Origin of the sequence: Methanosarcina sp. Kolksee (genome assembly GCF_000969945.1) — an archaeon.
Classification (GTDB): Archaea; Halobacteriota; Methanosarcinia; order Methanosarcinales; family Methanosarcinaceae; genus Methanosarcina; species Methanosarcina vacuolata.
Window position 1 is genome coordinate 947,423 of sequence record NZ_CP009524.1, and the last position, 25,461, is coordinate 972,883.

Annotated in this window: 24 protein-coding genes; 12 read left to right on the forward strand and 12 right to left on the reverse strand. The window is 40.4% G+C overall.

Features of this window, described 5'->3' with window-relative positions; all coding sequences use genetic code 11:
* Window positions 1-650: 650 nt before the first annotated feature.
* The gene (locus MSKOL_RS04025) at window positions 651-1,085 is read left to right on the forward strand and encodes a hypothetical protein (RefSeq protein ID WP_197078823.1); all 435 of its coding nucleotides are present in this window, start codon (window positions 651-653) and stop codon (window positions 1,083-1,085) included.
* 422 nt (window positions 1,086-1,507) lie between these two features.
* On the forward strand, window positions 1,508-1,900 hold the full coding sequence (locus MSKOL_RS04030; protein WP_048153849.1) for a co-chaperone YbbN: 393 nt from the start codon (window positions 1,508-1,510) through the stop codon (window positions 1,898-1,900).
* Between the two features lie 146 nt (window positions 1,901-2,046).
* On the opposite strand, the gene MSKOL_RS04035 is transcribed toward MSKOL_RS04030, so the two are convergent.
* Genes MSKOL_RS04035 through MSKOL_RS04040 form a run of 3 tightly spaced genes read right to left on the reverse strand, consistent with a single transcriptional unit; the run spans window position 2,047 to window position 3,641 of the window.
* On the reverse strand, window positions 2,047-2,841 hold the full coding sequence (locus MSKOL_RS04035) for an ABC transporter permease (RefSeq protein WP_048118403.1): 795 nt from the start codon (window positions 2,839-2,841) through the stop codon (window positions 2,047-2,049).
* Between the two features lie 4 nt (window positions 2,842-2,845).
* On the reverse strand, window positions 2,846-3,007 hold the full coding sequence (locus MSKOL_RS20635; RefSeq protein WP_197078824.1) for a hypothetical protein: 162 nt from the start codon (window positions 3,005-3,007) through the stop codon (window positions 2,846-2,848).
* Complete coding sequence (locus MSKOL_RS04040) at window positions 2,991-3,641, reverse strand: ATP-binding cassette domain-containing protein (RefSeq protein WP_048153851.1); 651 nt, start codon at window positions 3,639-3,641, stop codon at window positions 2,991-2,993. The genes MSKOL_RS20635 and MSKOL_RS04040 overlap by 17 nt, the downstream gene beginning before the upstream one ends.
* A gap of 389 nt (window positions 3,642-4,030) precedes the next feature.
* On the opposite strand from MSKOL_RS04040, the gene MSKOL_RS04045 reads away from it, so the two are divergent.
* From MSKOL_RS04045 to MSKOL_RS18640, 3 genes are all read left to right on the forward strand, one after another.
* Window positions 4,031-4,984, forward strand: a complete 954-nt coding sequence (locus tag MSKOL_RS04045) for a deoxyhypusine synthase (protein WP_048153853.1) — start codon at window positions 4,031-4,033, stop codon at window positions 4,982-4,984.
* Between the two features lie 4 nt (window positions 4,985-4,988).
* Complete coding sequence (gene pyrF, locus MSKOL_RS04050) at window positions 4,989-5,654, forward strand: orotidine-5'-phosphate decarboxylase (RefSeq protein WP_048153855.1); 666 nt, start codon at window positions 4,989-4,991, stop codon at window positions 5,652-5,654.
* A 235-nt stretch (window positions 5,655-5,889) separates the two neighbouring features.
* The gene (locus MSKOL_RS18640) at window positions 5,890-7,071 is read left to right on the forward strand and encodes a tyrosine-type recombinase/integrase (protein WP_197078825.1); all 1,182 of its coding nucleotides are present in this window, start codon (window positions 5,890-5,892) and stop codon (window positions 7,069-7,071) included.
* Window positions 7,072-7,101: 30 nt separating this feature from the next.
* Here the strand turns inward: MSKOL_RS18640 and MSKOL_RS04060 are convergent, their stop codons facing one another.
* Window positions 7,102-8,274 carry a hypothetical protein gene (locus MSKOL_RS04060; protein ID WP_156150957.1) on the reverse strand — a complete coding sequence of 391 codons (1,173 nt, stop codon included), beginning with the start codon at window positions 8,272-8,274 and terminating at the stop codon, window positions 7,102-7,104.
* 151 nt (window positions 8,275-8,425) lie between these two features.
* On the opposite strand from MSKOL_RS04060, the gene MSKOL_RS21720 reads away from it, so the two are divergent.
* From MSKOL_RS21720 to MSKOL_RS04070, 3 genes are all read left to right on the forward strand, one after another.
* Complete coding sequence (locus tag MSKOL_RS21720) at window positions 8,426-8,626, forward strand: AbrB/MazE/SpoVT family DNA-binding domain-containing protein (RefSeq protein ID WP_048153859.1); 201 nt, start codon at window positions 8,426-8,428, stop codon at window positions 8,624-8,626.
* A 16-nt stretch (window positions 8,627-8,642) separates the two neighbouring features.
* Window positions 8,643-8,816 (forward strand): hypothetical protein, encoded by a 174-nt coding sequence (locus MSKOL_RS19785; protein WP_156150958.1) that lies wholly within the window; start codon window positions 8,643-8,645, stop codon window positions 8,814-8,816.
* A 290-nt stretch (window positions 8,817-9,106) separates the two neighbouring features.
* Window positions 9,107-11,485 (forward strand): DUF927 domain-containing protein, encoded by a 2,379-nt coding sequence (locus tag MSKOL_RS04070; RefSeq protein ID WP_048153861.1) that lies wholly within the window; start codon window positions 9,107-9,109, stop codon window positions 11,483-11,485.
* A gap of 1,003 nt (window positions 11,486-12,488) precedes the next feature.
* Here the strand turns inward: MSKOL_RS04070 and MSKOL_RS04075 are convergent.
* Window positions 12,489-12,698, reverse strand: a complete 210-nt coding sequence (locus MSKOL_RS04075; protein WP_048153863.1) for a hypothetical protein — start codon at window positions 12,696-12,698, stop codon at window positions 12,489-12,491.
* Window positions 12,699-13,247: 549 nt separating this feature from the next.
* Between MSKOL_RS04075 and MSKOL_RS04080 the strand changes: the two genes are divergently transcribed.
* Window positions 13,248-13,700, forward strand: a complete 453-nt coding sequence (locus MSKOL_RS04080) for a hypothetical protein (RefSeq protein ID WP_048153865.1) — start codon at window positions 13,248-13,250, stop codon at window positions 13,698-13,700.
* A 599-nt stretch (window positions 13,701-14,299) separates the two neighbouring features.
* Here MSKOL_RS04080 and MSKOL_RS04085 read toward each other — a convergent pair.
* Together MSKOL_RS04085 and MSKOL_RS04090 are read right to left on the reverse strand one after the other, a co-directional pair.
* Complete coding sequence (locus MSKOL_RS04085; protein WP_156150960.1) at window positions 14,300-14,491, reverse strand: hypothetical protein; 192 nt, start codon at window positions 14,489-14,491, stop codon at window positions 14,300-14,302.
* A 243-nt stretch (window positions 14,492-14,734) separates the two neighbouring features.
* Window positions 14,735-14,920 (reverse strand): hypothetical protein, encoded by a 186-nt coding sequence (locus MSKOL_RS04090; protein WP_048153868.1) that lies wholly within the window; start codon window positions 14,918-14,920, stop codon window positions 14,735-14,737.
* A gap of 231 nt (window positions 14,921-15,151) precedes the next feature.
* Between MSKOL_RS04090 and MSKOL_RS04095 the strand changes: the two genes are divergently transcribed.
* Genes MSKOL_RS04095 through brxL form a run of 3 tightly spaced genes read left to right on the forward strand, consistent with a single transcriptional unit; the run spans window position 15,152 to window position 20,400 of the window.
* On the forward strand, window positions 15,152-16,000 hold the full coding sequence (locus MSKOL_RS04095; protein ID WP_052725332.1) for an HNH endonuclease family protein: 849 nt from the start codon (window positions 15,152-15,154) through the stop codon (window positions 15,998-16,000).
* Window positions 16,001-18,355 carry a BREX-1 system phosphatase PglZ type B gene (gene pglZ / locus MSKOL_RS04100; protein ID WP_048153870.1) on the forward strand — a complete coding sequence of 785 codons (2,355 nt, stop codon included), beginning with the start codon at window positions 16,001-16,003 and terminating at the stop codon, window positions 18,353-18,355.
* Window positions 18,352-20,400 carry a protease Lon-related BREX system protein BrxL gene (gene brxL / locus MSKOL_RS04105; RefSeq protein WP_048118465.1) on the forward strand — a complete coding sequence of 683 codons (2,049 nt, stop codon included), beginning with the start codon at window positions 18,352-18,354 and terminating at the stop codon, window positions 20,398-20,400. The genes pglZ and brxL overlap by 4 nt, the downstream gene beginning before the upstream one ends.
* A 361-nt stretch (window positions 20,401-20,761) precedes the next feature.
* On the opposite strand, the gene MSKOL_RS04110 is transcribed toward brxL, so the two are convergent.
* From MSKOL_RS04110 to hcp, 5 genes are all read right to left on the reverse strand, one after another.
* Window positions 20,762-21,118: a DUF488 domain-containing protein gene (locus MSKOL_RS04110; RefSeq protein WP_048118469.1), complete on the reverse strand. Its 357-nt coding sequence runs from the start codon at window positions 21,116-21,118 to the stop codon at window positions 20,762-20,764.
* Between the two features lie 109 nt (window positions 21,119-21,227).
* On the reverse strand, window positions 21,228-22,403 hold the full coding sequence (locus MSKOL_RS04115) for a glycosyltransferase family 4 protein (protein ID WP_048118471.1): 1,176 nt from the start codon (window positions 22,401-22,403) through the stop codon (window positions 21,228-21,230).
* A 78-nt stretch (window positions 22,404-22,481) separates the two neighbouring features.
* Window positions 22,482-22,910, reverse strand: a complete 429-nt coding sequence (locus MSKOL_RS04120) for an ester cyclase (RefSeq protein WP_048118473.1) — start codon at window positions 22,908-22,910, stop codon at window positions 22,482-22,484.
* Between the two features lie 45 nt (window positions 22,911-22,955).
* A complete protein-coding gene (locus MSKOL_RS04125; protein WP_048118475.1) occupies window positions 22,956-23,294 on the reverse strand; it encodes a cupin domain-containing protein in 339 nt (112 codons plus the stop codon).
* A gap of 108 nt (window positions 23,295-23,402) precedes the next feature.
* On the reverse strand, window positions 23,403-25,031 hold the full coding sequence (gene hcp, locus MSKOL_RS04130) for a hydroxylamine reductase (RefSeq protein WP_048118478.1): 1,629 nt from the start codon (window positions 25,029-25,031) through the stop codon (window positions 23,403-23,405).
* Between the last annotated feature and the right edge of the window lie 430 nt (window positions 25,032-25,461).

The window sequence follows — 25,461 nt, forward strand, 5'->3', positions numbered from 1 at the left end:
TTTAGTTTATTAAATTAGTAACTTCCTTTTTGTTTTCTTGAGAATTCCCATTAATTCTAATTCTTATTCTTTTTGCTTAATAACCCCCACTCTGTTTGCTTGATTATTTTAATTCTGTTTGCTTAATAACCTCCACTCTGTTTGCTTGATTATTTTAATTCTGTTTGCTGATAATTTTAATTCTGTTTACTTCGCAACTTATTGCGATTTATAGCTACTTTCATTCAGATTAAGTACTATATTTTTATTTTTCTTCTGGTTTTATATTCCACTTTTTATTCTGGAAGCCACTTGTTTTTTGATCAAAATCAATAACTGTATATAGTTTCAAGCCCTATATTTATATAGGGAAGTTTAAAACCAGAGACTAGAAAGCGGTTTAAAACACATTTTTGTGAAGTGTCTTCTAATGTTGTTTCGATCCAAAGGCAGAAAATATTTCCGAGATGACATTGTACAAAACATGTTTCTGTTAATTTGTATTGTTTGCTTTCCCATCTCTGGACCGATCTTCTCGAGGTTGACATGCTAGCAAGCCAATGCCAGCAGGTAAAACACAGCTCAACGGTGTGAAAGACTGAGCCGGATTGGACACCTAAAGCCCGATTCGGTATGAGTATGGGTAATAAGCTGAAACTGGGGAATATGATTTGAGTGCAAACACGGAGACATTGAAACCTTGTGTAGGCTCAGCACAGGGTTTGGTGAGAAATCCTCTTGACACAGGAGGCGACACAATGAAGGAGCATTGCAATATTTGTGGTCGGGAACTGATGGAAGATGTACTGGTTGTGGACACCAGCCTGGATATGAAACCAATAAAATTCAAAGAGGTTCACGGAGAAAAGTCCGATCTGATATGCATTGAGTGTGCAATTGATTCGATTGAGAATCCACCTTTCGTATGTTCGAGATGCGGCCAGCCAATCGAATTTAATGAAAAGTTCTATGTATTTAGGGAGGCAACCACAAAACCGGGTGGCCCCAAAGTTGACTTTAAAGAAACATGTCTTGAGGACAAATATGTCTGCAGCACATGTTTTAGTGAGATAATGAACCCCGTGGGTGAAGAAAAAAAGATTTAAATGGAAAACCTTTCTATAAACTTCATTCACTCTTTTTAAATTTTGAATCCTTTGACAAGGATCGGGTTTCAGTTCCTGGAAAATCTCGCCAAGATAATACAGAACTGATTCTTCAGTTCTGTCACCCGCTTTTTCTAATTTTTCTTTGTTTCTATTGTCTTTCTTCTCAATTTGTTTAGAACTTCCTGCCTAGAACTTCTTGCTCAAAAAAGTGATCTGGACATTTTTTAAGAAACTTATCCATAAATGCGTGAACTTTAATTTTACAAAGCATAAATATTAATCTTATAAAAATAGATAATATTGACCTAATAAGCACAATCTGATATACAAAATTTGATTAACTGAATGACTGCTTTCGACAGGTCTAAAGCTCGATTAATTTGTTCAGTTGACCTGTTCATAACTTCGGGGGTAATTGATTGAACGGAAGCAATGTGGTCGAAATCCAAGACATGACATGGGGAGAAGTAGTAGAAAGCTCTAAAAAGCCGGTTATTGTAATGTTCTACAGCCCAACCTGCCCTTATTGCAAAGCTATGGAACCTTATTTTATGAACTATGCAAAGGAATTCCAGAATTCAGCTATTTTTGCCCGCATAAACATTGAAACAAGTCCCTGGACTGCGGAAAAGTATGGAGTTCAGGGCACGCCTACGTTTAAGTTCTTCTGTCACGGAAGGCCTGTATGGGAACAGGTAGGCCAGATTTATCCTTCCATACTGAAAACTGCAGTTGAAGATATGATTCATTACGGAGAAGAGTGCATAAGAAAAAGTACTCCAGTTGGTCAGGACATTACAGGATACGCTTGAATCAACCTAACTGAAGTATTCAACCTAACTGAAGTATTCAACCTAAACTTGAAGTATTAAGAGTAAGAGTATTTTTTCAATCTTTTGAGCCCTCAAGTAAGGCTCTCAAGCTTTTTCATTTTTCAGTCATAATTTCATAATTTATTTCAGAGATTTTTCTCGTATAATTTCGTATTTACAAGCCCATACTCATCAAAAGCTGTCCTGAAGCTTGTAAGAATGCTGAGGGTTGTGCCAAGCAGGGTTGAAACATATTGTGCTATCATGATGGTAATTTGATACTTAATGGCAACTAGAGGGCTCGCTCCCCCAAGAATCTGTCCTGTCATCATCCCTGGCAAAGTGACGATCCCCACGGACGCGATGTTTGCTAAAGTGGGTTTTACTGCAGCTCTTAAACTTTTTCGCAGGTATGGGAGAACAGCCTCATACATGCCCGCCCCAAGAGATAAGCTGTAAAGATAGCGGTTCTCATTTCGCTTGATATCGCTATAGAAGTCACCTATTCCTACCACATTTCCTCGAAGCGAATTTCCAAGAAACATACCCGCTATAGGGATCAGGTAGCGTGCTTCAAGAAGATTCTCCAGATTAATAACGAATTTATTGAAATATAATAGAACTGCCAGGCTTGAAAAGGCAATTGCTAAAATGATAGGCGCAAAGAGTTTTTTTACATTAAGATCCACACTTTTTATTGCCGTATAGGACGCAAAGAAGATCATTATCCCTACCCAGGCCAGGTTTAAAAGTCCATTATTCAGGTTAAAAATAAAGTTCAGAAAAATGCCTGCTAAAAAGAGCTGGATTGACATCCTGAAGACAGCTTCCAGGGTGCTTTTTTCGAGTTCAAGCCGGATTTTCCAGCTTATGAAAATCGGAATTGCAAGTAAGAAAAAACAGAAAATTAACGAGGTGTAGCTAATATCATAAATTGGCATTTTTTCAGTCTTCCGGGGTTTTGTTTTTATTTACTGTTTTATTTACTGCTTTGTTTACTGCTTTGTTTACTGCTTTGTTTACTGGTTCGTTTACTGTTTTGTTTACTGGTTTGTCTACTGTTTTGTTTGAATGTGATCCTGGAAGTTTCTCAGGACCTGGTTTCAAGATTTATTGTTTCCATCCAGTCGCGTTCCCATTCCCTATCATGGGAGACGATCAGAAGAGTCCAGTTTTCTCGGGCAAGGAAATAATCTGCAATCTTCTTTTTTAATTTCGCGTCAAGAGCGGAAGTGACTTCGTCAAGCAGGTATATGTTCCTGTTCAGGAGAAGAGCAATGAGGATTCCTATTCGCTGCTTTTCTCCACCCGAAAGCTCTTGGAAATCCTTCTCAAGGATATCGTCTTCCAGTTCTAGCTCCCGCATAAAAACCCTCAGTTTTTCATGGTCTAGTTTTTCTTTATTTGCCCTGTAAGAAAAGACATCGTCTAAGAGACTTTTGACCTTTCCTTCCCCAAGGTCAGTATCCTGTACTACATAAGCAATTTCCTTTCGAGCCTCCCAGCAGGTTTTTGAATCAATTACCCGGTTCCTGAAATAGATGGTGCCTTCCGAAGGCTTTGTAAAACCAAGCAGTATTTTTAAGAGGGTGGTTTTTCCTGTTCCGGACTTTCCCCGCAGGAGAATTTTTTGGTTTCTCTTTACGGTCAAATTAAAACCTGAGAGTATCTTTCTGTTCTCAAAAGAAACCCCGATGTTTTCGTATTTAATCAGTTCATTATTTAATGGTTCAGCAGACATGTTCTTAAGACCTTACCATGAAGGTATTAATATTACCTGATTATATTCTAGCCTGATTCTTTCAGTTATTAATCTGATATAAAATGTGTAATGATTCAGAGTTCTTAGATTTTCAGGTAAGATTGTATTCTAGATCGATGGTCTAGAGTATTGTACGTGAACTTTAAAACTGAATGAATAAAGAGAAAGTTTATCATATACTATGTGTTTTCAGGTAATTCAATATCAGCTCAAAAATAATCTAGAATTAATAATTATTAAAGAGATAATTCTCAAAGAGATAATTCTCAAAGAGATAATTCTCAAAGAGATAATTCTCAAAAAGATAATTTTCAAAGAGATAATTCTCAAAGATATGATCTATCATACCTTTTCATGAGGGAAATCGAATGGATTGTAATACTCCAAACAAAAAACTTTCGACCCCAATCAAAGCCGCAAAGATCAACCCCGACATGAGTGTTGATGATCTTGTCAGGGAATACAGAGGCTGTGCCTTTGGAGCAGGCAGGCTGGCTGAGGCCGTAGAAATCTATTATGAGATGCTTGCTTCCGAAAAAACTACGAAATTTTTCGGGCTTGCAGGTGCCATGACTCCTGCAGGCATGAGAAACATTGTTGCGGATTTAATACGAGACGGCTACATCGACGTGCTTGTCACGACCGGAGCTAATATGGTGCACGACACTGTAGAAGCTCTGGGACTTCACCATTATAAAGGCACAGACTGTGCAAATGATATCCAGTTAAAGAATGAATGCATTGACAGGATTTACGATGTTTATCTTCCTGACCAGCACTTTACCGATCTTGAGGACTTTTTACAGAGTGTTTATGCTGGACTTCCTCAGGAAAAACTCTCGATCCGGCAGGTGCTTACTGAGATCGGAAAAAACCTTGATGATGATTCCTCTATCCTGAAAACCGCAGCAGAGATGGGAGTGCCTGTATATTGCCCTGCTCTTCAGGACTCAGTCATAGGGCTTCAGGCCTGGCTATATAAGGAAGGAAACCCTCTACATGTTGATGCATTTGCTGATATGCACGAATTTATAGAGACCTGCTATGCGGCTGAGAATGCAGGTGCCCTGCTCATTGGCGGAGGGGTTCCCAAAAATTATATCCTGCAATCCATGCTTGTGACTCCAAAGTCCTTTGACTATGCTATCCAGTTAACAATGGACCACCCTGAGACTGGCGGTCTGAGCGGGGCAACCCTTGATGAAGCCCAGTCCTGGGGAAAAGTAGGGGAAAACGCAAAAGCCGTAACCGTGTATGCAGATGCAACTATTACTCTCCCGCTTATGGTTGCAGCTGTGCGTACACGCCTTTCAAAGAGGTGATTTTATGGAAAAGAAAAGCTGTATGATCCTTGCCCTTGATGTTTCCGACAGGGAAGAAGCTCTTAAAATTGCGGAAGATGTCTCGGAATTCGTGGACGCTATAAAGGTAGGCTATCCTCTAATACTTGCTACCGGGCTTGGAATCATCAGGGAGCTTGCAGAGTTTGCTCCGATAATAGCTGATTTCAAGGTTGCCGATATTCCAAATACAAACCGCCTTATCTGCGAACAGGTCTTTGAGGCAGGAGCAGAGGCAGTCATTGCCCAGGGCTTTACAGGCCGAGACAGCCTTGATGCCTGCATTGAAGTCGCTTCCGAGTACAGGAAAGACGTGTTCGTGGTAAGTGAAATGAGCCACCCGGGAGGAGCCGAATTTCTCCAGCCTGTCGGAGAAGCAATCACAAGAATGGCAGCCGAAGCAGGAGCTTTTGGCCTTGTTGCACCCGCGACCAGACCGGAAAGAGTAAAGGCGATCAGAAAAATTATCGGCGAGAAACTTACTATAATTTCCCCTGGAGTTGGCGCTCAGGGAGGAAAAGCATCTGATGTTATTGCCGCAGGCGCAGACTGGGTAATTGTAGGAAGAGCTATTTACAAAGCGGAATCTCCGAGAGAAGCTGCCCGCAAGATTGCTACCGAGATCGAGGCCGAACTCAAGGGAGAAAACTGAAAAACTTTTTTAAGATATATTTTGTATCTTCATATTTTGTATCTTCATATTTTTTTATTTTTTTCTGAAAGATATTTCTTATATTAACCCCATGTATTATCTGAACATCAATTGAGTGCCTGTGATGAAAAAGTTCACTGATTTCATGATGAGCCCTATGAGTTCTGAGGCACGAAAATTGAGTACCTCATGAATTAAATACTAAGAATGCCATTTACTTAGTATGTTCAAACTAGTGGATGCTGAAAACTTCCTAAGGTCTGAAGAGCTTTCAGAATGTAATCGGGAAATTTTGAGTAAGTATTTCAGATATTTGAGGCATGAAGGGAATAGTGAAAGAACAGCTTTAAACCATATGGAAAATATGATATGGATAGCGAAGGCTCTTCATGAATGTGATTTGGGGAAACTTACAGAGGATGACCTTTATCTCTTTTTTGATGCTTTAGAAAACTATACTTACAAAGATAGGGCAGGAAAGGTAAAGAAATATTCTGATCCGACAAAGGAGACTCGAAAAGTATCTTTCAAGAAGTTCTTAAAATGGAACAAAAATTACGAGCTTCACGAAAAAATAAAATGTAAGAGACTCAAAGGAAAGAAGCTTCCTGAAGACATCAAGTGTAAAGAAGATATTGTAAAAATGATTGAAGCAGGCAGCAATAGTCGGGACAGAGCCATTATAGCTTGTTTTTATGAGTCTGGCGCCAGAAGAGGGGAACAACTGTCTGTTAAGCTCAAAAACGTAGAGTTTGATGAGCATGGGGCTGTGATTACCTTCCCAGAAGGTAAGACCGGAGCTAGGAGGGTTAGACTGGTTTTCTCTGCTCCATACCTACGGGAATGGATAGATGATCACCCTAGAAAGGATGACAGAGATGCACCTTTATGGTGCACATTGGACAAAAAAGCTGGCCTTATGTCAGCTACCGGGCTTGTTAATGTATTCAATCGATGTGGGGAAAAAGCAGGAATAGAGAAAAAAGTCAATCCTCATTCCTTCCGCCACGATAGAGCAACTCACCTAGCTGCAAATTTTACAGAACAACAGCTCAAGATGTATTTAGGTTGGTCTCCTACATCGACCCAACCAGCTACATACGTTCATTTGAGTGGAAAAAATATGGACGACGCTGTTTTGAAAATGTATGGCATTAAAACAAATGAAGATGATACTGAATTCTTGAAGCCTGGAGTGTGTCCCAGATGCCATGAGCTAACTCCTGTAAATGCAAGGTTCTGTCTTAAATGTGGATTGCCTTTATCTAGAGAAGCTACAACAACGGTAGAATCCATAAAAGAAGATTATATGCAATTTGCGGACTTCGAAGAACTTAGAAAAATGAAGGCTGCATATGAACAGGGGCTTGAAGAAATCTCCAAGTTTAAGGAGGAGATGTTTAAAGCCAAAAAATGATTCATATAAAGTTCTGATGGGATTGTTATTTCATATAATTCCCATTTTTTTTCTGCATTTTTCGTAATAATCATCATAAAGGTGCTCTAACTTATCGAGTTCAATATCCAATTGTTTTATATTAAATATGTCAAATGAAGTAATCTCATTTATCTTAGATACAAATTCTCGTTCTTCGTAGATGTCACTACCGTCCATAACGTCTCGCCGATAAAAGTGGTCGAAAACTTTGTCGAAGCTTATACTTACGTTTTGATACTGATTGACTATTATAGTATGTATTTTAGTGGGCAAGTCTGCCGGAAATTCTTCCATTAGCTTTTCAAATATTTTATCAGGCATTTTGTTCAATCCTTCCTGATTCTGTAGGGAATCTTTAGGAAGTTTCTTCTCCCTTTCTGAGAGGATTTCATCCGACATCTTCATAGATAGCTCTTTTACAATTATTTGGATCTGCTTGTGGGAGTTTTTCTCTTCTAACGGGAAATTTATTTCTTCCAACATTTCTTGGAATTTTTCTTCTGATATTGTGCTATTCTGAAAGCTCTGTGGAGAATTTTGATAAATATCTAAATTCACTGAATCTTTTATGTACTCTTCATCAACAACCGACCAAATGCCAGGAATTTTCTGAATCCTTTTCATACATTCAGGATAAGCCTCGTGAATCAATTCCTCGATCTGTCTTTCGATCTTTCGTTTCATAAAGTCTCCGTCCGCCTGGTAAAATCTGGAAGCTCTGGCGTGTAATGTCTTAATTTCAGTATCCAGACATTTCGCGAAAAAAGAAGAAGATAATGATAATTGAACAAACGCTTTTTTTGCATGAATTGAACCTGCAGTAAAGTTAAACTTCTTGATGACTATATTAACAGATTTTTCATATTTGTTCAATCGTATCTCAGGGAAAAGAGACATGATATTCTTCAAATTTTCTATTTTTGTTATATCCCACTTGTTCTCAAAACCATCCCTTGGAGGTTTAATTTTTTCTATACAATTATCGTCTTCTAATCCATTCAAGTGGTTATCGATGTTCTTCTTATTTCTTATCCCATATTTTTCTCTTAAATGTGTTTTTAAATCTGTTGCTGATACAGCGTCATTTTTACTGAGAATATACGAAATAATTTCAGATTTTACTTCTCCTATGGGTAGACGATCTCCTGGACTTCTATCTTCTTTTTTTTCTACTTGTACCATCTGTAAATGCATATGCTTAGGTGTATAAGTTCTTTGCTTCTACCTCTTGATAACATGGTGTATGACTTGTTTTTCATACCCCTAGGTATTACCTCATCTAAGGATATTTTTTTACAATCTCAAAACATATGTGTAGAATAGAGGAAAGACAATGTTAATCTTTAGAAATAGAAAATTGCAGCAGGTCAGAGGTTCATTTTTTGTTCTTTTGCCCCCAGAATGGATCAGAAGCAACTTAATGAAAAAAAGTGATTCTGTGAAAATTGTACTGCTTGATGATGGAAACCTTAAGATTTGCCCGGTTCCTGCCACCCGCCAAGATGAAGGAACCGGAGTACCGACCACAACTTAAACGGAAGTGTCCAGCTATGAAAAATATGATCCTAAGTAATATATCATTTTTGGAATGGACAAAGCTGGTGAGTACTCAGCACCCTGACATATTGGAGCATATGAGGAAGAGTACTGATCCATTTGATCGAGCTATTGCAAAACGAATAATGCAAACTGCAGGAATGGAGAAGAATGATAAAAGCAACTAAGGAAAAGGCCAGAAGGAAAGCACGCAGTAAATAACACTCATAAAACAACCATAATAGAAAAGTGTAGTAAACAGACAAGCTTCAGAGTCTGGACAACTTTGAGAAGCCTGCCTGCAAGTGCCATGCTCTTTATTTGTAAGCACCATTAAAAATCTGAAGTTGTCATATCCATAAGCACAACTTCATGTATAAATAGTGCTTCTTTGTATAAAAAGCTTTTTTGGTCTACTGCATGCGTTTGTCTGTTTTCTCTTTTTCAAAACCATGATTTCCGAAAAGGTGATTGAAAAATGGATAACTTCCCAGTAATAATGACAACAGCACAGATGATAAGCGACTCAGAAAACAGACTCAGATTCATGCTTGATCATAATAAACTGCTTCCTAAAGAAGAGCAGCAGGACGAAGAAAGAATCAAAGATATATCAGAAGTAATGGGAGAGTATCTCGAAACTAGAGCTCCTGACTTCTCAGAAGAGGCTGCAACTGAACTTATGCACACAATACCTGTGCCTGGAAATAAAAGAGATAAATTCAGTGCAGCTCTCGACTTCGCAAAAACATATCTTTCAAGATTCACGTACAGTCAAATAGATGCATTCATAACTGTAGATATTTACGACTACTTCAAAATTTCAGCAGCAGAGGGTAAACTCATTTCAACAAAAATGAAGTCAATCTGCTCAGAAAATAGACAGGTAAAGAGCAAGTCAAACTTTAGCGCAACACCTAAAGACGAAAAAGAGTTTCCGCAAAACGTTAACAGCGAACCTGAAGACGATTGGGAATCATACGTGCTTCCAAATGCTGATAAGGGAGAGTACTCAATAAACTCAAACGGAATATTCAGAACAGAAACTGTAATGAGTCCAGATGGTGATGAGTCTGAGAAACTAATAACAGTTTGCAGAACACCTTTTGTACTCTGCGGAGTTAGCAAGTCTCTTACTGGTGACGAGTCTTACTATAAGATCAGGTATTCAGACAACTACGGTAACATTCAGGAATACTGGTCAAGCCCAAGTGTTCTTATGTCTAAACAGGATCTCAAGAAGGAATTCCTGCTTAAGAATATCAACTGCCCTGAGTCCGGAAACATCCTTAATGAAACTGTAGACTACGTGAGTAACTCAATCAGGGACATGGCCCAGTTCTTCAAGAAAGAGTTCTCTGCAAAACAGTGTGGATGGACTGAAGACAAGACCATGTTTGTTCTTGGAAACAGGGTTGTTACAAAGGACGGAACAGCACCAATGCTTAATATTGGAGACTCTACTGGATTTGAAGCCCTTGAGCAGAGAGGAACACTAGAAGGGTGGGTAAAAGGTACAAGAGGAATCTTTAACCACGAAATAATAAGGTTCAGAGCTTACGATACAATGTCAGCAATGACAAACTATGTCATTGGTCTCGAATCACACGTAACAGACATGTACGGTAACACTTCAGTAGGTAAAACCTTCTCAACACAAGTATGCCTAACAATGGCTGGAAGAATGGATAAGCTTACATTAAGTCCTAAGAGTACAAGGAATGGAATGTTCGTAACTGTAAGAGATTACTCAGACTTGCCTTTCCTAATTGACGAAACCACTGGTGAAGAAGACAAGATTAAAGATGTTGTCTACCAGATTACAGGTGGAATTGCCAAGATGAAAAGCACTCAGGATGGACACAGGGATGGCGGAGAAATATACCGCACCACCTGCATGACAACTGGTGAAAACATGCTCAGAGACAGTCTTGATAACGCTGGTCAGATGTACAGAGTAATTGAGCTTAAAGCTGACATCCCTGTAATGAAAACCAGAGAAGTAGAACTCATTAAGAAGGAAACTTCAGAGAACTGCGGGCATGTTGTTGACCTGTTCCTTGCAAAAGTGTTTGAAAAGAAGAACAACAAGACTCTCTGTGCAATGTACGAGACCTGTCTTGGAGAACTTCCAGAAGCAGTAGATAATGTACAGGGAAGATCAAAATCAATCTTTGCAGGAATCATGGTTGCAGGGAAGATCCTTGAAGAAGTGTTTGCAGAGATTGGAATTGACGCAATGGATGCCAAAGAGATAGTTAACAAGTACTTTGTGCTTTGTGTTAAGGAAAGACCTGTTGAAATGGAATGGGTTAGGGCACTCAGACTTGTAAACGATTGGGTAAACATTGAGTACAGGAACTTTGCAATCTGCCCTGCATCTGGCACAGTCACCAATGAAGGAAACAAGAGATGTGGATACATTGACGAGAAATACATAGACATTGTTGGGTCTGCACTTACTCTGAAACTCAAAGAAAACGGTATGAAGCCAACCAAGATAAAGGAAGATTGGATTGCAAACAATGTAATTGCCCCTAAAGACAAGAGAGGAAACCTGTCCTTCAAGAGGAATGGTTCTGCTGTCGGAGGAGTCAGGATATACATTAGCAAGATGAATGATGTTCTTGGCCTTGACTTCAAAGAAGGTGGAATTGAGGACACACCCCAGACAGAAAGTGTCAAAAAGGTTATGAAGACAGTTAGATTCCTTACAGAAATGCAGGGTTCAGCCAGTGTAGACCTGATAAAGCAGATAATCAATGATACAAGCGAAGAAATTGACAGTACTCTGTGTATGCTTGCAAAGAATGGAGATATCGAGAAGCTTAATAGCACAACATTCAAGATTGTCTAAAAACAATCTAACCTTCTTTTTTTTCGACTTTTACCTAATCAACATCATAGGAGTTGCGCCACTCCTGTTGTTGAAAAACCACTCCTTTTTTCAAGTTCATGACCTAAAACTGAAAAGGTCATGAAATCCAATTTCAAAATCATGACCTTAGTAATAGGTATCAGTAGGAAACATTGTAATACATTTTTAGCAAGTAGGTCATGTTTTTAAAATAACGAATTTTCGATATCTTAAAAGATTCTTTAGTGTTTGGGTCATGAAAGTCATGGAATTTTTGAAACATATAGAGAGATATTTGAGGGGGAGAAAAACAAAATTATTTGTGTATAGAATATTTTTTTTTCTGAGATTACGTAGCGTATATTATTTCTATATTTCATGACTTTCATGACCTTAGTGTATATAGATACTGTTTATGGCTAAAATAATTTCATGACCGTTTCATGACCCAGTGACAACTGATGCTGAATCAATTTCATGACCTATTCATGACCCAAACAAGAGTGCCTTATGGTGAAGGAGTTGCGTAATAAAAGCCAAAAGCTGTAATATAAGAGCTGAATAAAAGCTGGAACAGTGGTTGTATAGAGGCTAAATCACTAAGCACATAACCATTTTATTAAATTAAACTGATATTTATAAAATACTGTTAATGGATAAGTTTAGAGCACTATGGGAGATCATTCAACGGGCTTCGCCCTACTTGCGCTCCGGCTATGCACTGGCACAGGAGTTGCGGAATACCAATTTGCACAAGTTTGCATCCACGAATTCCAAGTTGACCGCGAAAGTTAACTTGACATTCCCAAGTCAGCATTACCTTCCCACCGCAGGAGTGGCGTTAAATTCCTGGGGGCGCGGGGGAGAATAACCAACATCTTTAGGGTGTGACTTAATTAGAAGCTCTGTATTGAGTTTAAATCGCTTGGTTGGGTTGACGAAATTAAAGAACTCTTCTTGTAGGGCTTTAGAATAAGCCTCATGCCATTTCGTAGGGACTCTTTCAGGAACTCATGTTCTGTGCAGAAGTTTCTAAGGATCTTATGGAGTAATTGTCAGGCCCTGTCAGATGCAGGTAAAGTTCTGTAATGGGCAGTCTCTGCTGAGTGAAAAATGCAGGAAACGTTCCACAGATGTTGTAATTGCAGTGTTTTGTGCCGAAACGTGCCGTATCAGTGCCAGGAGGTGCGTTACACATCTGATTCTGATGCATGAAACTTCATTCAAGATAAGGGAAGCATTGTGTTTTCATCATGGATTACTGTAATTTCATCGTTGGTTGCCGTGTTTTCATCATGGATTACTGTAATTTCTTCAGGAGTTATGGTTGTTTTCGTCAGTAATTATTACTGTTCTCACGCGCCGCCTATTGTGTATGTGGCACTGCTAAGATAGGGCTCTGGAAGAGATTAGATCGAATCTTAAAAAGAAGGGTTTTCTTCCCTTAGATGTGGCGGGAATAGATGCACAAAAATATTCTTAGTTTTATATTTATACCATTTTAAATGGGTTTTAACTCATATATTTTTCTATGGGTAATAACTGCCAGAAAGTGTGTGAACTCCTTACGGCGAGCCTAAGATTAAGCTGAAACAAGGCTCCTGAGTTTAGGTTTAATTCAGGAGCATAAAGTCTGGCAGAATTCTCTATTCGACCCCAAAAAAACCAAATAATCGAAAAACGAAAAAATGCAAAAAGGTAACAAGTAACATTAAAACTCTAGTTTATTTTTTATATCTTGATATATAATAATAAGTTTATTATGGCTCGAAAAACGAAACTTTCACCAGAAATGATAGAGCTTACGAAAGAAAACATAAAGCTCGGAATGTCCTACAGCTCTGCTGCAGCAGCTATAGGAATTACTTATGAGACCTGGAATAATTGGGTAAAACTCGGTAGAGAGGGAAAAAGTCCTTATGCTTCTTTCTATGCAGCGGTACAGGAATCAGAAGCAGACTTAATGAGGGATTGCCTGACTCAGTTAAGAAAGGCTGCTTCTATGGGTAATCTCGAATCCATTAAGTTTTTACTTGAAAGGAGATTCCCGCAGGATTGGAGCAAAAAGGATAATATAAACATTCAAGCACGCTCTGAAAATGTGAATGTCAACGTAAACCCGAAGCTGAAGCAGGAAGAAACCGAAAGGATCAGGCAGGAAATTCTTTCAAAACTTGCGAAACCTGTACACGATGCAGGAAATACCAATTGTTAACACTGCTGACTGCTGGCAAGATTGAGGACATCCAATGTAGGATAATTCTAACCTACATTTTTACGGTCAACTATTCAAAAAACCTATTTTTTTTTGTTTAAAAATTTCAGCCAAATATCGCAGCAAAGAAAATTTCAGAAATACCGGATTCGGTTTCAGTTTGCCTCATTATCTTGCATTCTGACTTCATCTTGCATTCTGACTTCATCTTGCATTCTGACTTCATCTTGCAACCGGAACTTCATCTTGCAACCGGAACTTCATCCTGCAACTCTATTTTCAGCTATATCCGTGACACATGGCTTTTGCTGCGTTTATATGCTCACACAGCAAACCGGCCAAAGCAGCGCTAAAATGCAGGAAATTTACCGATGACGATTATTTTCCTCAGCAAACTTGATAGATCTAGACTCTCTGATCTCTCAGAGATGAGACTGGGCTTATTATTAGCCTGTCTGCAAGGTGTTCAGTATGGCTAGACTGTGTTTCATTACCTTTATTAAAAAGCTTCTGTAAAGGCTTAGATAAGGTGTAAGTTCACAGATGAAATCGAGAGATTAGATCAAAAGAGAAAATGGAGAGGCAGTAAGAAAACAAGTTTATTCGGGGATGTGTATAATTACTGTGAGTTCCTGACCCTCTAATTCCTTTCCCACAGAAGACAGGCGCCCATTATTTCCAAAAACGCCAGTAAATACACGGTCATCAGGCGTAACCATAAGGTTATTTCGTTCCTTGTGTCCGACTATAATAGTTACTTCTTTGTTTGCGTATGCTGTTTTTTTAGGCATAGGGTATCCCTTAGAATCCACTTTGAAATATTCTACTTCATCATTTCTATTAGGGATCAGCACCATACTGCACATTATTTTCATGGGTACAGTATTAGACGGTCTATTAGGTTCTCCAGTCATATTCTTTATATAGTAGACTTAAACTTTATAAACTTTATGACGACAAACAGGGATTAATCAACTTCTCATCTCTTTTTCGCAGGTGCGTTCTCTTCCCCACGTCCAGAAAAAGGGGATCATTTAGATCACCCCATGCCTTGCAAGAATCTGCCTTCCTATCTGCCATTGTTGTGCTATCCTGCAAGCTTCCTCATTTGTCAGGTTGAAAGGCTCAAGAATTAAGTAAGCCTCGGATATTGTTGTTGCTCTTTCGAGATTTTTCTGAATTTTCTGCCATTTTGTTGCTCTTCCTTTTCTCTGAATCATTTCTACTACTCCTTTTAGCTTATCCGGTTTTTTCTTGTACAATATCATTGTTGGGCTTAAAGTATATATACTTTATGACTAAAAATAGATTTTAGTGAATAAAATCCTATATTCAAAATGCTTCATTAATCTCATATTTTTGTTCTAGATATATGCTATACTCAAAGGAATAAAGTTTATATACTTTAAGCCTAATTACTTTATTGTAGTAACATAAAAGGAGCGCAACAAATGAGAATTGAAGACCTTAAAATTGGAATGGCTGTCAGATACGAAAACCAGAAGTGGAAAGGCATAGTAACAGGCATTAGAACTTCATACAATGAAGCAGTTGTAGTTTTTGAGGGAGACGGAGCTCTTTTATTCGTTTTTCTCAAAAAGGAACGCTACCTTCTGGACGAAATGCACCTAAACAAAATTATCCAATTGCTCGTCCGTTTCTTTGTGAGAAGGAACCTTACAGATACTCCTCCGACAAGAGATCTAACTCGCCTCTTCATGAATCTTATTAACAAAATAGATGGACTGAAAGGCGATGAAATTGTTAGGATAGTTGAACAGGAACTTGTAGCTGTTTCCGCTAATGATGAGGTATTTCGTAGACTTCTTGAAGGGCCGGTTTATTCAGAAAACTCCGACGCTGTTCGTTTCATCCTTTGTGCATTGGAAGAAAAAGCCAAGACACGAGAGAGCATGGTGGATCTTTGGGCAATGGAAGGAAAAAGATACGTTTGGACTATAGAACACATATTCCCCCAAGGTGAAAATATTCCTCAGCCGTGGATAGATATGATTGCTGAGGGGGATAAAATAAGAGCTATAGAGTTGCAGGCAAAATATGTCGATCGTCTCGGAAATCTGACCATTTCAGGGTATAATAGCAATCTAGGGAACAGAAGTTTTGAAGAAAAAAGAGACCGGAAAGATAAACAAGGGCGCTATATTGGATACCTAAACAACCTCTATCTGAATGAAGATCTCGTGAAAACTGACAAATGGAATATCGAAAGGATCGATTCAAGAACTTCCAGGCTCGTTGAAGAGACGCTAAACCTTTTTGCCCTGAAGGAGAAGGAATAAATGCGTGTCATAGAACATTTTATCAAAGAAATTCGTCAGGCTGCAGTCTACAATTCGGATGTGCAGGTAGCTCCTGCCTGCATTTTATGGCCGGACAGCGACAGGCAGTGGGAGGCTGTGATTCCTAACCTGCAGAATGAGCTACCTGAGCTCTTTGTCCTCGGTGACTACGATCCTGAAAAACGGACAGGGCCGGCGATCTGGCTGCGTTGTGTAGTTGCAGGTAAAGTTGATGATGTTGATCTGCCGAGTGACAGGACACCTATTTTCTACATTCCGGGCTTCAGCCGCCAGGACTTAAGGGCTGTGGAAAGCTGTCCTGACCAGCTAAAGCCTCTGGCTTCACTCCAGTACCTTGGTGTGATCTGGTCGCAGATCAATTCCAAGGACTGGACTATCCTCGCTTTCCTCAAATCTGACCAGGGAGGTTTGGGCCTGGATGTTGCTCTGGACAACGACGCCAAGAATGCCATGCAAATGGCTCTTTGCCCTTTGCTGGATGAAGAGGTAGAACTCCTCAAAGGTAAACGTCTAGACAAGGACTACTTTAATGCCTTACTTACTGGGGGTGACCCTGTCCGTGACTTGCTTCAATGGCTTGATCATGGGGATACCTTCCATGATGAACATGATGAAAATGAATGGAAAGCTTTCGTGGAACTTTGCAAGTCTCAGTTCGCTTTTGATCCGGAAAAAGATGGAGTTATTGTTGGAGCGACAAAACTGGCTTGCCACGAAGGATCCTGGAATCCTGTTTGGGATAGATACCGAGAAGCTCCTAAAAGATATCCTAATATCCCTGCTCAAATACGCAAGTGTAAACCACCTAATGGAACAATCCAGTGGCACCTAGGGGGAGGCAAATTTGATGGCTGGCCACAGTGGAATGAAACCCAAGAGAATAAGCTTCGCACAGATTTAAGTGCTCTGGAGAGCATGCCACCTCATGAAGCCCGTAAAAAGCTTGCAGAGTTTGAAACCCAGCATAAATCAAGGCGCAGTATGGTATGGGCAGAGTTGGGTGAATCTACTCTTGCACATGCTATGGAACACCTTTCTGTTCTTGCCTCTACCACGAATACCGCTCTGGCTGCAGGTTCCGTTGATGACCTCATGGCTGGTTATACGAACGCCGGTTGGAGAGCTGACGATGCCGTGATGAAGGCTCTTGCCTGTGTGGAAAATGAAGAAGACCTTGAGGCGATCAAAAAAGCAATTCAATCTATTTATATCACTTGGGCTGAAGAATCCGCCAGATACCTGCAGAAGATTGTGGAAAAATCAGGATATCCAGGTGGTAGTGCATCCAATTGCAAAATACTTCAATACAAAGATGGAGAATGCGTCCTGTTTGTAGACGGACTTCGATTTGACACCGCTAAAAGGCTTGTGGAAATGCTTGCTTCTCAAGAATATAAGGTAGAAGAAAAAACAGTATGGTCAGCTCTTCCCAGCATTACAGCGACGGGTAAGCCTGCAGTGACCCCTGTGAGAGATAAGATAAAAGGTGAAGATTCCAGCACTGACTTTGAGCCCGTTGTCGCTGAAACAGGTCAGTCCCTTAAAGGTGGTTACCATCTGAAAAAGTTGCTAATTGATGGAGGATGGGAGATTTTAGAACGCTCATCGAATGGCAACGTAAATGGTCGTGCCTGGTGTGAATTCGGCAACATTGACCATGACGGTCATGACAGGGGATGTAAACTCTCCAAGCATCTTGAGAGCACATTGAGCGAGATTCAGGACAGGGTAATTCGTCTTCTTAAAGCTGGGTGGAAGAGTGTCCATATAGTCACTGATCATGGATGGCTTCTATTGCCAGGTGGACTACCAAAAATCGATTTACCCAGTGTACTGGTAGAAAGCAAATGGGGACGCTGCGCCTCAATCAAACCTGGTGCCACAACAAATGAAAGGCTATATCCCTGGTACTGGAATAGCAATCAGTATTTTGCTCTTGCAGATGGCATTAGTTGTTTCCGTAATGGTATGGAATATGCTCATGGTGGTTTGAGCCTCCAAGAGTGCCTAACACTGGAACTAAACGTTTCGTCTGGAGTATCGAAGGTTTCAGCTGTTTCCGTGGAACTTACGGATATAGTTTGGAAAGGGCTGAGGTGCACCATTGCCGTTGATGGAGAATTCTCTGGGTTATCACTTGATATTCGCACTCAACCAGGAGATTCGTTTTCCAGTGTGGTTCTGAAAGTAAATCCGTTGAAAGACAACGGAACAGCTTCTGTAGTTGTTGAAAGTGAAGAATTGGAAGGGGTCAGTGCAACTATCGTTCTGCTTAATTCCAATGGTGAGCTTGTGGCCCAAACTGATACAGTCATCGGTGGAGGTAAAGAATGAGTGAATTGGATCAGATAGACAGGCTGGCTGCCTCGTCTCTTGATGGATATCTGGTCAGGAAAGATCTTGTTCGGACTTTCAGTCGTCAATTTCCAGTACCTACCTACGTTGTAGAGTTCCTTCTGGGACGTTACTGCGCAAGTATAGATAATGATGAGATAGAGGAAGGACTTGAAATCGTCCAGCGGCAGTTAAATTCTCGCACCGTAAAGGCAGGAGAAGAAGAACTTTTTAAATCCAGAGCAAGGGAAAACGGTGAAGTGAAGATTATAGATCTCATTACTGCCCGCCTTGATGCTAAAACAGACTCCTATGTAGCAACATTACCTAGCCTTCAGTTAACAGATGTTAGAATCAGCTCTGAACTGGTAAATGAGCACGAAAGAATGTTGACTGGAGGGTTCTACGCTGAAATTTCTCTCAATTATGATGCAGCCATTGCCCAGGAAAGCAAGGGACGACCTTTTGGAGTTGAAAGCCTTAGGGAGATCCAGCTATCTAAGAGAGATGTACTGAATGTTATGGCAGAGGCTAGGAAAAAATTTACTACCGAAGAATGGAAGGCTTTTCTACTTCGAAGCATAGGCATCGAACCAACAGCCCTTTCTGAAAGAGTCAAGAACGCATTCCTTCTAAGGATGGTGCCTTTCGTAGAACGCAACTATAACCTTGTGGAGTTAGGGCCTCGCGGTACCGGGAAAAGTCATCTCTTCCAGCAGATTTCACCTTATGCTCATCTGATCTCCGGCGGAAAAGCTACAGTAGCAAGGATGTTTGTAAATAACTCCACTGGTCAGCGTGGACTTGTCTGTCAGTATGATGTAGTCTGTTTTGATGAAATTTCTGGCATCAGCTTCGATCAGAAGGATGGTGTCAATATCATGAAAGGATACATGGAATCTGGGGAGTTCAGCCGGGGCAAAGAGAGTATCCGTGCCGATGGAAGCATGGTCTTGGTCGGTAATTTTGAGGTAGATGTTGAGCATCAACAACATGTTAGCCATCTCTTCGGCCCCATGCCTCCGGAAATCCGAGATGACACTGCTTTCATGGATCGTATTCATGCTTATCTGCCAGGCTGGGATGTTCCCAAGATCAATAAAGAATTACTCACTGATCACTTTGGCCTAGTCAGTGATTTCCTTTCGGAGTGCTGGAGTCAGCTTCGCAATCAGAGCCGAGTTTCTCTGCTGCAGAACCGTGTTTTTTACGGAGGTGCGCTCAGCGGCCGGGATACAAATGCGGTAAACAAGACTGTTAGCGGGCTTTTGAAACTGCTCTATCCCGGAGATACCACAGAAATTCCAGAGGAGGAACTTGAATGGGCTGTCCGGATTGCTATGGAAGCAAGACGCCGTGTTAAGGAACAACAAAAGAGAATCGGTGCAGCAGAGTTTCGGAATACCCATTTCAGCTATGTTATGGGAGAAGATGGAATAGAAAAGTTCGTCTCTACACCTGAGCTTCAGAGTGAAAACAGCATCGGAGGAGATCCTTTGGAACCCGGACAGGTTTGGGCCATTAGCCCTGGCAGTATAGACGAACATCCTGGACTATACCGTATCGAAGTAAATGAAGGCCCTGGATCAGGTGTGAAAATTCTAAATAAACCGGTTCCACAGGCTTTCCGTGAGAGTGTGAACTATGCTGAACAGAATCTCTATTCTAGGTTTATGCAACTTGTAGGAGACAAAGATCCTCGCCATCATGAATTTACAGTCCAGTTACGAGCTTTTGATGTCTCAAAGTCTGGAGCAAAGCTCGGAATGCCCTCTTTAGTTGCCCTCTGTACTTCATTATTAAGGAGGAGTGTTCGTGGTGGTTTGATCATAGTTGGCGAAATTGCTTTGGGTGGTTCCATTGAGCCTATTCATAATCCCGTGACTATTGCAGAAATTGCTGTTGAAAAAGGTGCAACTGCCCTTCTTATGCCCGTTTCTTGTCGCCGTCAGCTTTTCGACCTATCTGATGATATGGCAACTAAGATTGATATTCAGTTTTACTCGGACGTTCGAGATGCTTTAGTCAAAGCTATGGTTGACTGATTTGAGGTAAATTATATGTCTAAAGATAAAAGAAAAGATGGAGATTCCTCTGAACAATTCGTGCTCATTTGAACAATTCGTGCTCATTAATACCTAAGGGAAGAGATCTTAATTGCCGCAACTAAGGTTTTTGAGGAGATACGATCTAACTTTTCCCGTTGGATTTCTTCTTCTATAACTTGCCAACTAAGGATTAAATTTCAAGAAGTATGGCTGAAAATACAGCCATTATTTGGCTTTTTGGGTGTACTTTTAAACGTAAAGCACGGATTCTGATCTGCGCTCATCTATGTTTATCCTTGGTTTATTGATAATATAGGGGGATCGATACACATTTTTTGTACTATCCAATTTTTCGCGATCATGGTCTCTTTAATTTGGAGTTCAGATACTCCTTTAAAACTACGGCGTTATTAAAATCTTCATTTTTTGCGGCGTAGAGTAGGGTCAGGTCAGTTTCTTTCGCTTTATCTATGAGTTTCTGTACATACTCTTCTTTTAGCTCCAGTTCTTCAAGATAGCATTTCCTGAACTCTTCCCATTTCTCAGGATTATGTGAAAACAGTTTTCTAAGCTCGTCCCTAGGAGCTATCTCCTTTAACCACAGATCAATCCTGACTTCATCTTTTCGAAGCCCCCTAGGCCAAAGCCTATCGACAAGTACCCTGAATCCGTCCTGGTCTGATGGCTGTTCATAAATCCTTTTCAGTCGAATCAACTACTTCCCCCCCCTTTTAATTATTTAAACATTTTCTGAGTTCATTTAGTCATTTACTCATTTTTGACTTTCTGGATGGGCTCTAAGAGAAACATCAGCTTCTTGAGTTTCAAAAACTGGATTTGTGCTTTTCAACCAATTTCTCATATACTTCCAACGTTTTTTCCGCTATGGTTTTCCAGTTGTATTTCTGTTTAAGAAGATCGTTCCCTTTTTCTCCCATCCTGTTACGACCAAGCCCTTCAAGGATATAATTTAGACCCCAGGCAATAGAAGAGGGTTCTTTATAAGCAATAATACCTGTTTTGAAGTTTTCCACAAGGGCGACTGCATCACTTGCGACTATCGGTTTACTTGCATCCCAGGCTTCAAGTACGACAATTCCGAAAGGCTCGTTCCTACTAGGAATGCAGACAAGGTCACAGGCATTAAACCAGTCTATCACAGTATTATCCGGGGCATACCCAAGAAAGTTACAGGAATTACCGATCCCAAGTTTATGAGCTTGATACTCACAATGGGCGCGCATTTCTCCTTCTCCTATGAGTACAAACTGTGCATTCTTTTTCTTCAGAACCCTTGCCGCAGCTTCTATTAGCAGGTCAGGCCCTTTCTGATATGCCATCCTTCCAGTAAAAAGCACAACTGGAAGACACGGATGAATGCCATAATGCTTTTTTATATTCCCTGGATCGACTTCTCTTTTAATCTTTCCCACATTTATGCCGTTAGGAATTTTCCAGAGTTTGTAATCGGGAATTTTGTAAATTTGCTGAATTTCTTTTTTTAATATTGTCGAAGTAATGATCACATCGGAGCATTCGTACCCTCCGAGCCATTCCCTATGCGAGATTTCCTTTGCCTCCCACCAGTCTCCATAACGATTTCCATTACGTCCCCATTCAGTGCTGTGAAAAGTCAGAACAAAGGGCAGCCCGAACTCGGCTTTTATTCTGCAGAGAACATTTACAGGATGCCAGTCGTGCCCATGCAAGACGTCAAATTCACCTGCTTTCTCTCTTACATTCAGGAACCGATTGTACATATTTTCGCACATCAGGTTCATCTGTTCCACTATCCCCCCAATTTGATCACAGGTAACTCTGTGATAGTGGACGCCAGTAATTATCTCATCATTATTTTCGTGGCCCCGTGTAAAAAGGTGAACTTCGTGTCCCTCAGCTGCAAGAGCTTCTGAAAGTTCGGATACATGGGGGGCAATTCCCCCAACACGTATGGAATACAAACTTTCCCAGGAAAACATTCCTATTCTAATTTTTTTCATAGGTTCACTTATCCCTTTTTGTCAAGGTGAGGGTCAAGGAACTAAATCCCAAACAGAATACTGTGTGCCTGGCGGAGTTTAATCCTGGTTCCCAGGTGAAGACAAATTCCTTAACTGTTCCATCAGGCCGAGAAGGTTAGCCTCACCCCATAACTCGACAATCTTACCATCTTTAATACGGAAGATCTCTATACCAGTCATAGTTATTGGTTTTCCTGTGATCGGCAGACCCATAAAATCGCCTTTATGTATACCATGGGCTGTGAAGCGAGCAGCCACATTATCTCCTTCGGCAATCATATCTTCTATTGTAACATTAAGATGCTCGAAGGCTGCTCTGCATGAGGTGATTACTTCTTTTATTCCATTTATTCCTGAAGATACAGGAAGAGGAACATGAAGAGTGAAATCAGATGATAGCAGTTCATTGGCAATATTTAGATTTCCTTTAGAGGGCCCTTCCTCAAAGAATCGACGGACTATTGCTTTATTCTCTTCTGTAGACATATTTCTCCTCTATTGTTTTATTTATCCTGTTCGTGTGATTAAATCTTACAGCAAACGTGTGGATTCAGTTTGCCTCGGGACTTTAACAACAAGTACTCTAAAGACTCCATCTCCAGGATTCAAAAGGCGATGAGGAACTTTTGCAGGACTTTCAATTAACGTATCCCTGCTGACCTCCTGTTGTTCATCCCCAATCTCAACTACGCCTTTTCCCTCCAGAATATAGAAAAAGACATCTGTTGGAGTGATATGCTTTTTTAAAGCTTCTCCTGGCTTGAGTTCTATGTGTACTGCTTGGGCATGTTCTGTATCATAAAGAGTCCGAACGCTTACATTGTGAGGATTTGGTTTTTCAGGTGAAGACTTCATCTCAATAACTTTCATATTGTTCCCTCTTTTTAACCATAATTTTATGTTATCCTGTATATTTTTACAAATTATGCTAGTGTTGCATCAATGTTTGTTGACGCAACACCAGTTTCTTCCTGAAGCTCATGCTTGATTCAGAAGCACTTTCATATCCGCTTCAACGGTTGTGTTTGGCCTGATATTGAAATTATCAACCAGCACTTTAAGAACGTTTGGAGATACACAAGCCGGAAGTGTTGGGCCTAGGGTGATGTTCTTTACTCCAAGACTCAAAAGAGCAAGCAGAACAAGCACGGCTTTTTGCTCATACCATGCTATGTTGTAGGAAACAGGGAGATCATTTATGTCCTTGAGACCGAAAGCCTCTGCAAGTTTCTGAGCTATTACTACAAGCGAGTAACAGTCGTTGCACTGCCCGGCGTCGAGAACTCTCGGGATTCCTCCTATATCTCCAAGATCCAGTTTGTTATAGCGGTATTTGGCACAGCCAGCTGTCAGAATTACTGTGTCTTTTGGCAGGGCTTTTGCAAAATCTGTGTAGTAAGCTCTTTCCTTATGTCTGCCGTCACAGCCTGCCATAACTATGAACCTGCTGATTGCTCCACTTTTTACGGCATCTACGATCTTATCTGCAACAGAAAGGGCTGCATCATGTGCGAAACCTCCAACTATTGTTCCACTTTCCAGTTGCTCGGGAGGCTTGCTCATTTTTGCCTGTTCTATAAGGGGATTAAAGTCCTTTGTGCCATCTTCTTTTTCGTATATGTGGGTAAGCCCTTCAAAACCCACGACTCCTGTAGTGTAGATCCTGTTTCTGTATGATTCCCTTGGTGGGATTATGCAGTTTGTTGTTAGCAGGATGGGGCCGTTGAATTTTTCGAACTCTTCGTTCTGTCTCCACCAGGCATTTCCGTAATTGCCTACGAAATTGTCATATTTCTTAAAGGCAGGATAAGAGTTTGCAGGCAGCATCTCACCGTGGGTATAAACATCGATTCCTGTGCCTTTCGCTTGTTCAAGGAGCTGTTCGAGATCTCGAAGGTCGTGCCCACTGATAAGTATTCCAGGCCTATCTCTTACACCTATGTTAACTACTGTTGGTTCAGGGTTTCCATATGTTTCTGTATTTGCTTTGTCAAGCAGGGCGAGGACAGCTACACCTTTCTGTCCACACTCCAGGACAAGACCGATTAGAGCTTCCACTCCTAAGCTGTCGTCTGTTGTTGCAACCAGTCCTTTTTCTATAAACTCAAAGCTTGCTTCATCTTTATATCCCAGAATATAGGCATGGTGTGCATAAGCGGCCATTCCCTTCATCCCGTAGGTAAGAAGTTCTCTAAGGGATCGGATATCTTCATCTGCAGTTGAGTGAACAGCAACATCCAAATTTCCTATGTTTTCAGGGGTAACTGTAGCCACTGCAGGCAGGTCTTTTTCGGCATCTATTATTCCCGAAGGAAGCTTTGCCTTAATGTTGTCTCTGAGCTCAAATCCTTTCTTTATAAAGGATTCAATTTCCTCCTTGTCAAAATTAGTGTTAGTAAGAGTGGCAAAGAAGCCGTCGAGAATAAAACGATCTGTTGCTTCTTCATTCAGACCTGCAGCCCTTGCTTTAAGATTATAAAAAGAGATGCTTTTGAGAACATAGATTAATCTGTCCTGAAGATCTGCAACTTCTCCTTTCTTGCCACACACTCCATTTTTCGTACAACCTATTGACTTAAAAGTTTCTTGACATTGATTACAAAACATACTTTATCACCTTTAAAACTGTTATTCAGTTTACTCCCAGTTTTTTCATCCTATCATATATAACGATTCAGTTTCTTAATCATTGAGGTGTAGTGTAATATAGTTGTAGAATGTATCTGTAAAAAATACAATAGGGAACTATTTTCTATACGATAGTGGCTCATATATAGGAGACAGTTTCGATATGGGTACTTTAATAATAAAAATTCAATTTCACAAGCTAGAGCTTGGATTTTGTTTTCTAGGCTGCAAACAGTAGAGATTTTTCTTTTTGTTGACACTTCATTCCGTCTTCAACAGTTTCCCTTATGACATTCGATCTTGTGCAGGATAGTAGCCCCGGGTAAAGGATATTTCTCCGAGCAGTCGGTACAGGGATAGAAATTCCACGTTTCGGGTTCGGATTACAAATAGCAATCTATAAGGAAAA